Source organism: Mycobacterium helveticum (genome assembly GCF_007714205.1).
In the GTDB taxonomy this organism is placed as follows: domain Bacteria; phylum Actinomycetota; class Actinomycetes; order Mycobacteriales; family Mycobacteriaceae; genus Mycobacterium; species Mycobacterium helveticum.
On the sequence record NZ_VMQU01000025.1, the window covers coordinates 36,089 to 47,043 of the forward strand.

Sequence of the window (10,955 nt, forward strand, 5' to 3'; positions counted from 1 at the left end):
GTGAGCGGGCCGCCATACGGCCCGAGCCGTTAACGTGGCTAAACTTTCCAGTGACGCGCTATCACCGAAAAAGTACTCGAAAAAGGACTGTTGATGAGCACTGTTTCCGCCTACGCCGCGACGTCGCCGACCGAGCCGCTGACCAAGACCACCATCACCCGTCGCGACCCGGGTCCGCACGACGTGGCGATCGAGATCAAGTTCGCCGGGATCTGCCATTCGGACATCCACACCGTCAAAGCCGAGTGGGGGCAGCCGGACTACCCGGTGGTCCCCGGCCACGAGATCGCCGGCGTGGTGACCGCGGTGGGCTCGGAGGTGACCAGGCACAAGGTCGGCGACCACGTCGGCGTGGGTTGCTTCGTGGACTCCTGCCGGGAGTGCAGCAGCTGCCTGGCCGGCCTCGAGCAGTACTGCAAGCGCGGCATGACGACCACCTACAACGCGATCGGCCGGGACGGCCAGCGCACCTACGGCGGCTACAGCCAGGCGATCGTCGTCGACGAGAACTACGTCCTGCGGATCCCCGACTCGCTGCCGCTGGACAAGGCCGCCCCGCTGCTGTGCGCGGGCATCACGCTGTATTCGCCGCTGCGGCACTGGAAAGCGGGTCCCGGTACCCGGCTCGCCGTGATCGGCCTGGGCGGGCTCGGGCACATGGGCGTCAAGCTGGGGGCGGCGATGGGCGCCGAGGTGACGGTGCTGTCGCAGTCGCTGAAGAAGATGGAGGACGGTCTTCGCCTGGGGGCCGGCCACTATTACGCCACGTCCGACCGCGACACGTTCCGCAACCTGCGCGGCAGCTTCGACCTGATCCTGAACACCGTCTCGGCGAACCTGAAGCTCGGCCACTACCTCAACCTGCTGGACGTCGACGGGACGCTCGTCGAACTGGGCATCCCCGAGCACCCGATGGAGGTGCCGGCGTTCCCGCTGGCCCTGATGCGGCGCAGCCTGTCGGGGTCGAACATCGGCGGGATCGCCGAAACCCAGGAGATGCTCGACTTCTGCGCCGAGCACGACGTGACGCCCGAGATCGAGGTCATCGAGCCGGATTACGTCAACGAAGCCTACGAGCGCGTCCTGGCCAGCGACGTGCGCTACCGTTTCGTCATCGACACGTCACGCCTCTGAGGGCACCGGGGGCCGTGCCGCCATCCGTTCGGCCGCCTCGCCGTCTTCGTCGCCGGGGATGACCTCGCTGACGTCGATGCCGGCCAGCGGCCACCCGGCCGCGGCCAGCGTCGCGGCCACCCGGATCACGTTCTCCTTGCCGGCGTCGTAATGGGTCATGTCGGAGATGAATTCGGCGATCTCGTCGCGATCGATGGGGTGGTCGACCGTCTCCGGGGATCCTGCCTCCGCGGTGATGTTGCGAACCACCTCCCGGATCTGGTCTTCGGTCAGAGGTGTGCTGCGCAGCAGGGCCATCAGCGGCACGCGGTCCGGGCCGGGCACCCCGTTGGGGTAGCCGACCTGCAGCCAGCGGATCACCGAACGGCAGAAATGGTGGTGGTGATCGGTCTGCGAGGAGGGGGTTTTCGTCACCCACACAGTGTCACGGCAGGGGCATCGCCGGCGCCACCGCGGCATCTGGCCATCCGCACAATTTCATATGCCGTTCACGGCGCGAACATGTCGGGGTTGTGAAGTGACCGGTGTTCGATGCCGAGCGGGACCCGGCACCGTTAGGGGACGATCACAGTGATGACGCGGACCATGGCAAGGCCGGCGGCGCTGCCGGCGGGCGCCGGGATCGTCGCGACCGTGCTGGGCCCCGGGCTTCCGCGGGCCTCCGCCGACCCGCCGGGAGAAGAGTTCGAGCGGCTGGCGAGCCGGTACGCGCAGACGACGTGCGCGCAGTTGGGGCGGTACCCGGAAGCCCCGGGCGTCAACGCCGCCGTGGCCGACACGATGGACCGCAGTGCGATCCCCAGAGCGGCGGCCCAGCGGGTGGTCGGGCTCTCCGTCCGGGATTACTGCCCGCAGTACCTGCCGCTGGTGCGCCAGGTCGTGCCCGATTCCCGATAGCCGCGGACTTGTCGCAGCGGGCCCCTACCATCAAGGCGTGCACGAGGACCCGTCCCGCGGATGAGCAAGGCGCTCTTCGTCATTCCACTTGCCTGCGGGCTGTTCGCCGGCGTCATCCAGCGCAGCCCCGGCGCGGGCGTCGCGGGGTTCTATGTGGCTCTGCTGCTCGAGGTGCTCCTGGCGTGGGCAACCAACCGCCGGTGGCCGCGCCGGAGGCGGGGCAACGCCACGATGCGCGCGATCGACGCCATGGACGGGGTCGAGTTCGAGGATTACGTCGCCGCACGCCTGGGCCGGGCGGGCTGGCGGGTCGGGACGACCCCCGCGGCCGGTGACTACGGCGTCGACCTGATCGCCGAGAAGGGCGGCCGGCGCGTGGCGATCCAGTGCAAGCGCTACGGCAAGCCGGTCGGCGTCGCGGCCGTCCAGCAGGTGGTCTCCGGCGCACGCCACCACGGATGCACGCGCAGCATCGTGGTCAGCAACCAGGAGTTCACCGCTGCCGCAAAACAATTGGCACACACGCACGGCTGTCAGCTGATCGGCCGCAAAACTCTGCAGGCCTGGGTCCCGGCACCTGCGCGCAGCCGGGCCTAGCCGGCCCGCGGATCACCGCCTCGCCGGAAGCTGGGCCCTATGGCCCTACTGGTTCGGGTCAAGATGCCTTAATGATCAAGAACGTGAATCAACACGGGTACGACGGCGGCTTCGGGTTGTCGCAGCTTCCCCGCGGCGCCGAGCCGCTGCAGCGCGCCGAGGCGATGCGATTGCTGGCCAGCGTGGACCTCGGCCGGGTGGTGTTCGACATGCAGGCGCTGCCGGCGATCCGCCCGGTCAACCACTTGGTGGAAGACGGCGTCATCATCATCCGCTGCCGGCTGAGCTCCGCACTGTCCGCCGCGGTGCGAAGCTCCGATCACCTCGTCGTGGCCTACGAGGCCGACGCGCTGGACAGCCGCACCCGGACCGGCTGGAGCGTCGTGGCCACGGGCCGCGCGCGAACGCTGACCGAGCCCGGCCTCGTCGCGCGCTACGAGCAACTGCTGCACCCGTGGGTGAACCACGCCGACACCGTCGTGGCGATCGAGCCGGAGATCGTCACCGGCCTGCGCCTGAGGGGCTCCTAGCTAGAACCTTCCCGCGGTACGGGTCGCTGCCCCGCAGCGCCCGCACCCATCCTCCGTCTACCCCGCCGGCAAGCCCAGCCGCCGCGCCAACTCCGGGCCGCCGACCTCACGCAGGAAGTCGGGATCCCCGCACACCACCAGTTCGTCGCGCGCCCGAGACAGCCCGACGTAGAGCCGCTCCCGGGAGCGCTCCATCGGCGCCTCTTCGTTGACGACCAGCACCACCGCGCGCCGCTCCAGCCCCTTGAACCCCAGCACGTGCCCGTAGAACACCTGCTCGGCGTCCCAGAAGCTGTCCCAGTAGGCGGCGCTGCCAGCAGCTTGGCGCTCCTTCTGCTCGGGATGGCGCGTCCCGGTGGTCAGCAGCGCCACGTCCTCGGGCCGCCATCCCTCCTCGAGCAGCCGCTCCACCTCGTCATCGCCGGCGTCCATTGCCTGCTGGCGGGAGCAGGCGACGAACCGCACCGCCGGCCCCTCTGCGCCCATCAGCCGCATCGGCGAATCGACCAGCGGCGCAAACGCGTTGGCGATCTGGCGGGTGTTGCGCAGATTGTGGTCCAACACCAGGGGCACCAGCGGCACCGGCGGTGACCCGTACCGGTCGAACACCCGCTGACCCTCGTCGATGAACACATACAGCCCGCCGGCCTCCTCGTCGGACAGGGCGGCCAGCAGCGGATCCCACCAGGCGTCGGCGAAGTCCTGAGCCTCATCGACAACGATCGCATCGAAGCGGTGACCGGGACTCAGTTGTGCTGCCAGCTCGGTCATCTGCGCCGGCAGGTCATGCTCCCAGAACCGGACCGTCTCAGACGTGCGCAACGCCTCATCAGGACCCTCGGGGGCGCCCCAGCGCTTGCCCAGCTCGTGGAACTCTCCGACGTAGGCGGGCTGTTGGCGGCGGCTCCAGGCGGCGGTGACGCGGCGCAGGTAGGAGGCCAGACCGTGGGAGTAGCACACGAGCGCCACCCGTTGCCCTTTCGCCGAGAGTCGGCGGGCCTGCTCCACGGCCAGGAAGGTCTTGCCGCTGCCGGCGCCGCCGCGGATCTCCGCCCGGTGCAGCAGCTGGATCGCGTCGAGGATGACGGCCTGGCGTTCGGTCAGCGCATCGGCGCCGTCCTGGTGGGCCAGCGCCCGGGCCACCACACTGCGCTGCGGTAATCCCCTGCCGCTCAGTGTGGTTGCCAGCTGGGCGATCCCCCGCGCGGTCAGCGGCGGACGGGCCAGCTGCTGGTCGAGCAGGACACGGCGCAGCCCGTCGACGAGCGAGGCCAGGTCGTGGCGGTCGACGACCTTCCAGCGCGGACACTCCGGTAACGCGAACTCCGCGCCGATCTCGGTGTTCGGCACGACGACGACGTGGTCCCAGCGCAGCCGGCCCTGACTCCAGCGTTCGTCGCTTTCGACGAAGTCGCGCAACGCGTAGCAGGCGTCGCGGGCCTGTCGGACCGGGTCGATCCGGTACTCCTTTCCCCCGCGGCGCTGCCACCACGACTCCCCGTCGTGCCACACCTCTCCGCCCTTGACCTCCAGGCACACGATGCCCGCACCCTCGGTCGCGACGACGAAGTCGATCTCGTGGTCCTTGAGGTGGTCGGTCACCCGCTGGCCGGGAATCACCCGGTCATCGGGTCCGAGCTGGTCGAGCTGGTCGAGCAGGGCCTGATAGACCACCCGTTCGGCGCCGTTGGCCAAGCGCGGTGCGTCGTCGGTGGTGATCGTCATACGACAGTCACTCCCCTTCGCCGCGCGTCCACCGCACGGCCCGCGCCGGGCAACCTGAGCTGCGTCACGTCCCCCATCGTCCAATGCAACGACGCGAAAGGACAGGGGCGACCGACAGCGCTTTCCCGAGTTCTCCTCGGCATCGGATGCCCGATCCGCTCATGGTCACCGCCCGCCCTGGTGAAAGCTCGAGCCATGTCGGTGCGTGCCCTTATCGTTCCTAGGAGCAGCCGAGCTGACTCGATGGGGGGATCATTGTCCGAGCACAATCCGTTCCGAGACGAGGTCGAGACGATCTTGCTCGACCACCCGCGCACCCGCTACGCGAAGGTGCTGATCGGCATGAAGCAGAATCTCACCGACGCCGCAGGTGAGCCCGTGAAGCCCGATCGGATCACCGAGGTCCGCAGGAATGTGCAGCTGACACTGGACGATCAACTGGCCACGCCCTCCGAGGCCGAGATGCAAGCCGGGCTGTACCGGGAGCTGCTCAACTATCCACGCTCTGCCGAGCTCGATCAGCGCATCAAGACGCGACTGACTCAACTCCAGCAGCTCGACCCGTCCGTCAAGTTAACGCCGCTGGGCCACGTCCACACTCGGCGCCAATGCTGCGCCCCGCCCCGAGCCGCCCGACCCACGATGCGACAACTGCTGCATGGTCCACAACGGCGAATGCCTCTGATGCGGATGGCAGGTCCGGGGATTCGGGGGTCGACGTGACGATCCTGTGGTGGCTGTTCGCCGCGGCAGCCTGCGTCGCGCTGGTGTGCGTCATCGGCGCGCGGGCAGCCAGCCGCCGCCACCGCGACCAGCTGTCGCCGGAGCAACGCGCCGAGATCGCCCGCCGCGCCGACCAACAACTGCGCTGGGCGCAGCGCGGTGACACGCGCGGCATCTACGGCGTCGCCGGCGCCGAGGCGATGAAACGCGTTGACCCGCACCCCGACATCACCGCCGACCTGAACGACAACGCCGACTACGAGAAGACCGCCGCCGTCGCCTACACGGCAGCAGACCTCGACACGCTGCTGGCGCAGAAACTGCCCTGCTGGCGGTGGGCGGCATTCGCCTCGGTGCTGGTGCAGCGGCGCGCCGCGGTGCAGCCACGGCTGCGCGACGATGAGCTCGGCTACGCCGCACCCAGCGGCGAACGTGCGAACACCGGCGTCGAAGTGGGCCACTTCGTCATCGACCGGATGGACGAGCTCGTCGGCCTGGTCAAAAACGTCGAGGACTTCATGCTGACCCCGGCGTTCATCGGGGTGTTCGGGGAACCCGGCGACGAAGCCAGCGCCGACGCCGACGCCATCGTGCACACCGCGCACCGCCTGATGGACTACCACGACCGATTCCTGGCCATGGCCGAACGCTGCCGCGCCCTGACCGCGCCCAGCGAGTACGCGGATCTTCTGCACGACTTGGGTCTGCTGATGGACGTGCCGGTGACGTCCTACCGCACCTTCATCGACGACTTCGTCGAACGCGTCGGCGAAATGCCGCAGATGCTGCACTACGCGCACGGCACCACCCTCGAGCTGGACCCCGTGGTCCTGCGGATGGACACCGACGACCAACTCGTCAACCGAATCTCCCGCCGGCTCAGCCACATTGCCGCGCGCTGACGTCCGGCACGCACACCACCGCGACATGCGACGCTGGCTCTGAGCCACGCCGCTGCGCTCGCGACGGGCCGTGGCCGGCCTCGGCGCCGCGCCAGGTGCGTCGACAGTAAAGCGACCAGGGGTGTTCATCGGACAGGCGGAATCGCGCAACGTTTGGTCAGCGGCGCCGATCGGGAAGCCCTGGGGAAACGGGCAACCCGCCGCACCTCTCAGCGGCCCGAGGAAGGAACCCGATGCCATCCAATAGCTTCGGCGTCATGCGCCAGCCCAGCCACCTCGAGCGCTGCACAGGCGACGAGCCACGTCTGCTCAACCGGCTGCAAACGATTCTCGAGCAGGCCACCGGCTTTACCGGCGGCATCTACAAAGCGCATCGCCGGTCTGCTCAGCCAGCTGCCGCTGGCCCGCGACCTGCACACGCTGCGCGCCGACGACTTCGACGCCTGGCTAGATGCCGGGTCACGCGGCGAGGCGCCGTACGAGCTGCTGCCGCACAAGATTTCGCTGCCGCGCGTCGCCACGCACAAGCTGCTTGCCCGAAAGCGGCTGCAGCTGTTCCCGATTCGCGACAGCGTCGTCGAGAACGCGCTTGGCCTGAGCGGACAACAGGACCCGTGGTGGCGGCCCTGGTGGGCGGCGCTCAGCAGCGACGACGCCCTGGTCGCCCACCTTCACGACATCCGCCAACTGTCCGGCACGCCGCACCTGAGTCTGCTGCGTGTGGCGGCAGTGTCAGCATCAGGTCGACGATCCGCTCACGCATCCCCTCGTCGTCGGTGTGCTCGCCGATCTGCGCCAGCAGCCGGTGCAGATGGGCATCGGCGGGGTCCACCGCGTCCGAAGAGTGCATAGCGGCATGGTAGGAAGGGCCGCCGACACCCCCCGACCCGTCCGGTCATCGCTCTGCGGGCGATGCACGCCGGTCACCGGATGCGGTGGCTCGGCGGGACGTTCAGGTCACGACGCCCGACGCGGCGCACAACGGTGCGCGCCTACCGCAGGGAGGGAAGGGAACACAACCCCCCGTAAGCAGCCCGCCGAGCCGTCGATCACCGTACCAGAGCGCCCTCCGTCACGAAGGTAAGAATCGCCGAAACATATTCGCAGGCAGAACAACTCGGCGAAGTCCGCTCAGCCCCGCCGGCCCCTGACCCGCCGGCCCGCGGTCCTCGTCGCTGAACGCGGCGGCGACCCCTCCCCGCACCGCCGACACGTAGCTGTTCGCCATCGCAGAGCTGGCCTGCCGATGGACTTGCCGAACGTGAGCGAGGACTTCTGCGGGAACGCTCCCCTCCGACACGAGTCAGCACCGTCTGTCGGTGCGCACTGCTACCCTGAGATCAGCTCACGAGCGGACGGCTGTTCGGGTACCTGGCCCGCCGTCCCGGCAACCGCGCTCCACCGCACGGTGCCCCAGGGGAAGAGCCGGCACGCGACCCGCGTGCAAGCGGTGGACGCCCGAGGGCGGCGTCGCCAGATGAGGCGAGAAATGGCCGAACCGCAATTGAGTCCCACCGATGCCGCCCTGCGTGCACGGATCACCGAGTTGTCGGTGCACATCCCCTGCGGAGGATTGCGGGGCCCCCTGCAGCCCAGGAGCTCGGCGAACCCGAACCTGCCGGTGAGGTGGCAGTCATGCCAAGACGAGGACTCCCCCGAGCGCTGGCCGGGTTGCGACGTCTCCAGCGAACGCGATCTGTGCATCATTTGCTTCCGGGCGACAGCCGGCGGCATATCCCGCTGGTCATGGCTGGCCTGCGAGGACTGCCGCGCGATCAACAACGCACTTGAACGGGCCTGGGGTGTGCGGCCATTGGCGTTGGGCCGGCACAGCGTGATGAATGGAATCGGCGTGCGCGGTAACGCGCCGCCAGACGTTCGGGAGGCGCAGATCGAGCGGCTGCTGAAGTTCGCGAAAGGCGATGACCGCTTACGCGAGTGGCGCCAGCACGAGTACTCGTGGTTGGCCGGCAGGTTCGACCCGCTCGCCGACGTTCCGCTGCGGGTCTGGCAGCAGCAGTGGCCCCCGGGCCCGCATGCCTCGTACGACGCGTTCGTCCGGCTGCTCGGCCGCGAGTTGCCGCTGGCTCCGCCGACGTGACAAACCGCGCCACCGCGCCCGATCACGAACCGTGTGGTCATGGACCGGGCGGGCGGCTCACAGGGCACCTCAGCGCCGCGGCGCCCTCGCCTTCGTGCGTCGGAAAACCTCCGCAGGCCGCCCCCGCGCCTGCACGACCGTCCTACCGGTGGCGTCGAGCTGGGGCTCCATGGTGCGCCGAAACGCGTCGCGCATCAGGAGCTCCCCGGCCACGGCCTCGTGCGCCAGCCGCAATTCGCGCAGCGTGAACTCCTCACCGAGCAGCCCGTCGGGGTCCGGCGTGCCCCGGTAGCGGGCGCGCAGGTCCTCCACGGCGAACTTGATGATCTCGGGGTGGTCGAAGATGAGTTGTCCCGGGGCGGCGGCCGGCATCAGTCTCGTGGTGTCGGGGAAGCGCGACGCCAGCCGATCGGGGCGCACCACCTGTAGGTGGGCGACCGAGAGCACCCAGCCGCGGTCGTCCCGCCCCGGGCGGTCGAAGACGTGCAGTTGGCGCGGATGTAGCCCGCGGATGTTGGCTTTGTCGCGCAGCGACCGGTCGACGGCATCGGCCAGCGTCTCCCCCTCGTGCAAAAACGTGCCCGGCAGCGCCCAGCCCCGACCGGTCGGCCGGCGCACCTGCAGCACCACCAGCCCGGCCTCGGGGTCCAGCGAGAGCACCGCGGTGTCCACCGCGACCGACGGACGCACGAACTCCTCAAGCGTGCGGTTGCGACTGTCCCGCCACACGCGTTCACTCATATCAGCACCCCGGTGCAGGTTGACGATTTAGCGCGATCATACGCAATATAGCCGCTTCGCCCACCAGAATCCGACAGCGCCGCGACGCAACGCTGTCTCCCCCGCTTTGCGCGCACGCGGACAACGAGGAAAAACGCCTGCGCAAAGCGGCTTATCGACGCAGCTCAGCGCCCGAAACCGCTCCCCCGCCCACGCACTGTCCGGCTTTTGTCGGACCCCCGACGTACACTGAGACCTAATTAGCGTGAAAACGCGCAAAATAAGTCTCGAGGGGAGATGGTCGCAATGAGGTCCTACAACGACCGCGTCGAAGGTGTCCTGCTGGGCATGGCCGCCGGCGACGCACTGGGTGCCCCGTACGAGTTCGGCCCCGCCCGCGGCCCCGAGCTGGAGGTCGCCATGGTCGGCGGCGGAGTCTGGGAAGCCGGCGAATGGACCGACGACACCGCGATGGCCATCGCCATCAGCGAGGTGACCGCCGGCGGCGCCGACCTGCTCGACGCCCGCGCCCAGGACGAACTCGTCGCCCGTTGGCTGGAGTGGTCCCGCGACACCAAAGACATCGGCATCCAGACCGGGTCGGTGCTGCGCAGCGCCGCCCGCGGCGGCCACATCACCGCCGAAGCTTGCGGGCGGTCTTCTCGTTGACCAGCGGCGGTCGCGGCAGGGTACCGAACAGCACTGCGGCGCTGCGAGTCGCGTCGGCGTCGATGCGGCGCTGTTCGTCGAGTGTTGGGACAAACCCGGTTGCCGCTTGGACTCGCTCACGGGTGGCTTCGATAAAGCTCATCGCTCCCAGGGCCTTTCGATCTCGCCGAAGTCGATCTCCTGACTTGGCGGCGGTGGAGCCTTGGGTCGCTGACGCGCTTGATAGAGGTCGTTGCGCTCGGCTTCCAACTGGTCGATTCGCTCTGCAGCTCGGCGAGCGAGGTCTAACACCTCGTCGCGCTCGGCTTCCAATTCCCGCACTCGGCAACGCAGCTCGTGATTCACGTCGAGCAGGTGCCGATACTCGGCGCTCATCGCAGCACCCCTGCCTCGGTGCGGTGGGCAGTCAAATAGTCCTCTACGTCAGCGCGCATGTAGCGAACCCGCTTGCCGACCTTGACGAACGGGATACCCCTGCTGAGGTAGCGATCCTGAGCCAACGACGCTTCGCTGACGCCGAGGTAGTCAGATAGTTGCTTGGCGGTGAGCAATTCCGGTTCTATTGCCATGAAAAATGTTTCGGTAATACAGTGAGTCGTTGTCATAAAGAAAGACCGGTGTGGGCGAGGAAGGCGAAACACAGCTCGTAGTTGGAACCGACGCGGGTCAGTCCTGACTCGGCGGCGGCCTGGGCCTCGTCGATGGTGTCGGGGCACAGGTTGGCCAGGTCTACGGATTTGACGTTGCCCCAGACCATCTCGATGGGGTTGAGGTCGTGGGCGTAGCCCGGTAGCCGTTCGACGGTCAGCCAGCTGCGCTGCCCGGCGATCCATGCAGTCATCGCTTTGGACTTGTGCGAGGAGAGGTTGTCCCAGATCAGGGTGATCTTGTCGGCGCCGAAATGGGTGTGCAGGTCGGTGAGGAACTCGATCAGCGAGTCGGTGTTGTAGGAGCCTT

Annotated in this window: 17 protein-coding genes and 1 riboswitch; of the genes, 9 read left to right on the forward strand and 8 right to left on the reverse strand. The window is 68.5% G+C overall.

Features of this window, described 5'->3' with window-relative positions; all coding sequences use genetic code 11:
• The first annotated feature begins 93 nt into the window (after nt 1-93).
• Nucleotides 94-1,134 carry an NAD(P)-dependent alcohol dehydrogenase gene (locus FPZ47_RS08260; protein WP_144951627.1) on the forward strand — a complete coding sequence of 347 codons (1,041 nt, stop codon included), beginning with the start codon at nt 94-96 and terminating at the stop codon, nt 1,132-1,134.
• Here FPZ47_RS08260 and FPZ47_RS08265 read toward each other — a convergent pair.
• Nucleotides 1,123-1,548 (reverse strand): DUF3349 domain-containing protein, encoded by a 426-nt coding sequence (locus FPZ47_RS08265; RefSeq protein WP_144951625.1) that lies wholly within the window; start codon nt 1,546-1,548, stop codon nt 1,123-1,125. The two genes, FPZ47_RS08260 and FPZ47_RS08265, sit on opposite strands and share 12 nt — an antisense overlap.
• Nucleotides 1,549-1,707: 159 nt before the next feature.
• On the opposite strand from FPZ47_RS08265, the gene FPZ47_RS08270 reads away from it, so the two are divergent.
• From FPZ47_RS08270 to FPZ47_RS08280, 3 genes are all read left to right on the forward strand, one after another.
• Nucleotides 1,708-2,031, forward strand: a complete 324-nt coding sequence (locus FPZ47_RS08270) for a DUF732 domain-containing protein (protein WP_144951623.1) — start codon at nt 1,708-1,710, stop codon at nt 2,029-2,031.
• A gap of 60 nt (nt 2,032-2,091) precedes the next feature.
• Complete coding sequence (locus FPZ47_RS08275; protein ID WP_144951621.1) at nt 2,092-2,628, forward strand: restriction endonuclease; 537 nt, start codon at nt 2,092-2,094, stop codon at nt 2,626-2,628.
• A 71-nt stretch (nt 2,629-2,699) separates the two neighbouring features.
• Complete coding sequence (locus FPZ47_RS08280) at nt 2,700-3,158, forward strand: pyridoxamine 5'-phosphate oxidase family protein (protein WP_144951618.1); 459 nt, start codon at nt 2,700-2,702, stop codon at nt 3,156-3,158.
• A gap of 57 nt (nt 3,159-3,215) precedes the next feature.
• On the opposite strand, the gene FPZ47_RS08285 is transcribed toward FPZ47_RS08280, so the two are convergent.
• Nucleotides 3,216-4,883, reverse strand: a complete 1,668-nt coding sequence (locus tag FPZ47_RS08285) for an ATP-binding domain-containing protein (RefSeq protein WP_144951616.1) — start codon at nt 4,881-4,883, stop codon at nt 3,216-3,218.
• 195 nt (nt 4,884-5,078) lie between these two features.
• On the opposite strand from FPZ47_RS08285, the gene FPZ47_RS08290 reads away from it, so the two are divergent.
• Nucleotides 5,079-5,606 (forward strand): hypothetical protein, encoded by a 528-nt coding sequence (locus tag FPZ47_RS08290; RefSeq protein ID WP_246133399.1) that lies wholly within the window; start codon nt 5,079-5,081, stop codon nt 5,604-5,606.
• Entirely contained in the window at nt 5,603-6,508 is a 906-nt protein-coding gene (locus FPZ47_RS08295; RefSeq protein WP_144951614.1) for a hypothetical protein, read from the forward strand. Before FPZ47_RS08290 ends, FPZ47_RS08295 begins: the two co-directional genes overlap by 4 nt.
• A 209-nt stretch (nt 6,509-6,717) precedes the next feature.
• Here the strand turns inward: FPZ47_RS08295 and FPZ47_RS08300 are convergent, their stop codons facing one another.
• Nucleotides 6,718-7,029, reverse strand: coding sequence for a hypothetical protein (locus FPZ47_RS08300; protein ID WP_144951612.1), 312 nt, complete (start codon nt 7,027-7,029; stop codon nt 6,718-6,720).
• Between FPZ47_RS08300 and FPZ47_RS30595 the strand changes: the two genes are divergently transcribed.
• Together FPZ47_RS30595 and FPZ47_RS08310 are read left to right on the forward strand one after the other, a co-directional pair.
• The gene (locus tag FPZ47_RS30595) at nt 6,920-7,360 is read left to right on the forward strand and encodes a DUF6308 family protein (protein ID WP_425461785.1); all 441 of its coding nucleotides are present in this window, start codon (nt 6,920-6,922) and stop codon (nt 7,358-7,360) included. The two genes, FPZ47_RS08300 and FPZ47_RS30595, sit on opposite strands and share 110 nt — an antisense overlap.
• Before the next feature lie 491 nt (nt 7,361-7,851).
• Nucleotides 7,852-7,964, forward strand: a riboswitch (SAM riboswitch).
• 33 nt (nt 7,965-7,997) lie between these two features.
• A complete protein-coding gene (locus FPZ47_RS08310) occupies nt 7,998-8,609 on the forward strand; it encodes a hypothetical protein (protein ID WP_144951608.1) in 612 nt (203 codons plus the stop codon).
• Nucleotides 8,610-8,678: 69 nt separating this feature from the next.
• Here FPZ47_RS08310 and FPZ47_RS08315 read toward each other — a convergent pair whose 3' ends face one another.
• Nucleotides 8,679-9,350 carry an NUDIX hydrolase gene (locus FPZ47_RS08315; RefSeq protein WP_144951606.1) on the reverse strand — a complete coding sequence of 224 codons (672 nt, stop codon included), beginning with the start codon at nt 9,348-9,350 and terminating at the stop codon, nt 8,679-8,681.
• 285 nt (nt 9,351-9,635) lie between these two features.
• Here FPZ47_RS08315 and FPZ47_RS08320 point away from each other — a divergent pair, with 285 nt between their 5' ends.
• Nucleotides 9,636-9,998, forward strand: coding sequence for an ADP-ribosylglycohydrolase family protein (locus FPZ47_RS08320; RefSeq protein ID WP_144951603.1), 363 nt, complete (start codon nt 9,636-9,638; stop codon nt 9,996-9,998).
• Here FPZ47_RS08320 and FPZ47_RS28310 read toward each other — a convergent pair.
• The 4 genes from FPZ47_RS28310 to FPZ47_RS08335 all read right to left on the reverse strand — a co-directional run.
• A complete protein-coding gene (locus FPZ47_RS28310) occupies nt 9,964-10,140 on the reverse strand; it encodes a hypothetical protein (RefSeq protein ID WP_168209394.1) in 177 nt (58 codons plus the stop codon). The genes FPZ47_RS08320 and FPZ47_RS28310 overlap by 35 nt on opposite strands.
• The gene (locus FPZ47_RS08325) at nt 10,137-10,373 is read right to left on the reverse strand and encodes a hypothetical protein (RefSeq protein WP_144951601.1); all 237 of its coding nucleotides are present in this window, start codon (nt 10,371-10,373) and stop codon (nt 10,137-10,139) included. Before FPZ47_RS08325 ends, FPZ47_RS28310 begins: the two co-directional genes overlap by 4 nt.
• On the reverse strand, nt 10,370-10,567 hold the full coding sequence (locus FPZ47_RS08330) for a helix-turn-helix domain-containing protein (protein WP_144951599.1): 198 nt from the start codon (nt 10,565-10,567) through the stop codon (nt 10,370-10,372). The genes FPZ47_RS08325 and FPZ47_RS08330 overlap by 4 nt, the downstream gene beginning before the upstream one ends.
• 32 nt (nt 10,568-10,599) lie before the next feature.
• Nucleotides 10,600-10,955, reverse strand: a 356-nt coding sequence (locus tag FPZ47_RS08335) for a transposase (RefSeq protein WP_144951597.1), incomplete at its 5' end; no start/stop codon positions are given.

Coding starts and splice junctions, on each gene's coding strand:
- FPZ47_RS08260 (WP_144951627.1), top strand. CDS start 94: ATGAGCACTGTTTCCGCCTACGCCGCGACGTCGCCGACCGAGCCGCTG.
- FPZ47_RS08270 (WP_144951623.1), top strand. CDS start 1,708: ATGACGCGGACCATGGCAAGGCCGGCGGCGCTGCCGGCGGGCGCCGGG.
- FPZ47_RS08275 (WP_144951621.1), top strand. CDS start 2,092: ATGAGCAAGGCGCTCTTCGTCATTCCACTTGCCTGCGGGCTGTTCGCC.
- FPZ47_RS08280 (WP_144951618.1), top strand. CDS start 2,700: ATGATCAAGAACGTGAATCAACACGGGTACGACGGCGGCTTCGGGTTG.
- FPZ47_RS08285 (WP_144951616.1), bottom strand. CDS start 4,883: ATGACGATCACCACCGACGACGCACCGCGCTTGGCCAACGGCGCCGAA.
- FPZ47_RS08290 (WP_246133399.1), top strand. CDS start 5,079: ATGTCGGTGCGTGCCCTTATCGTTCCTAGGAGCAGCCGAGCTGACTCG.
- FPZ47_RS08310 (WP_144951608.1), top strand. CDS start 7,998: ATGGCCGAACCGCAATTGAGTCCCACCGATGCCGCCCTGCGTGCACGG.
- FPZ47_RS08315 (WP_144951606.1), bottom strand. CDS start 9,350: ATGAGTGAACGCGTGTGGCGGGACAGTCGCAACCGCACGCTTGAGGAG.
- FPZ47_RS08320 (WP_144951603.1), top strand. CDS start 9,636: ATGAGGTCCTACAACGACCGCGTCGAAGGTGTCCTGCTGGGCATGGCC.
- FPZ47_RS28310 (WP_168209394.1), bottom strand. CDS start 10,140: ATGAGCTTTATCGAAGCCACCCGTGAGCGAGTCCAAGCGGCAACCGGG.
- FPZ47_RS08325 (WP_144951601.1), bottom strand. CDS start 10,373: ATGAGCGCCGAGTATCGGCACCTGCTCGACGTGAATCACGAGCTGCGT.
- FPZ47_RS08330 (WP_144951599.1), bottom strand. CDS start 10,567: ATGGCAATAGAACCGGAATTGCTCACCGCCAAGCAACTATCTGACTAC.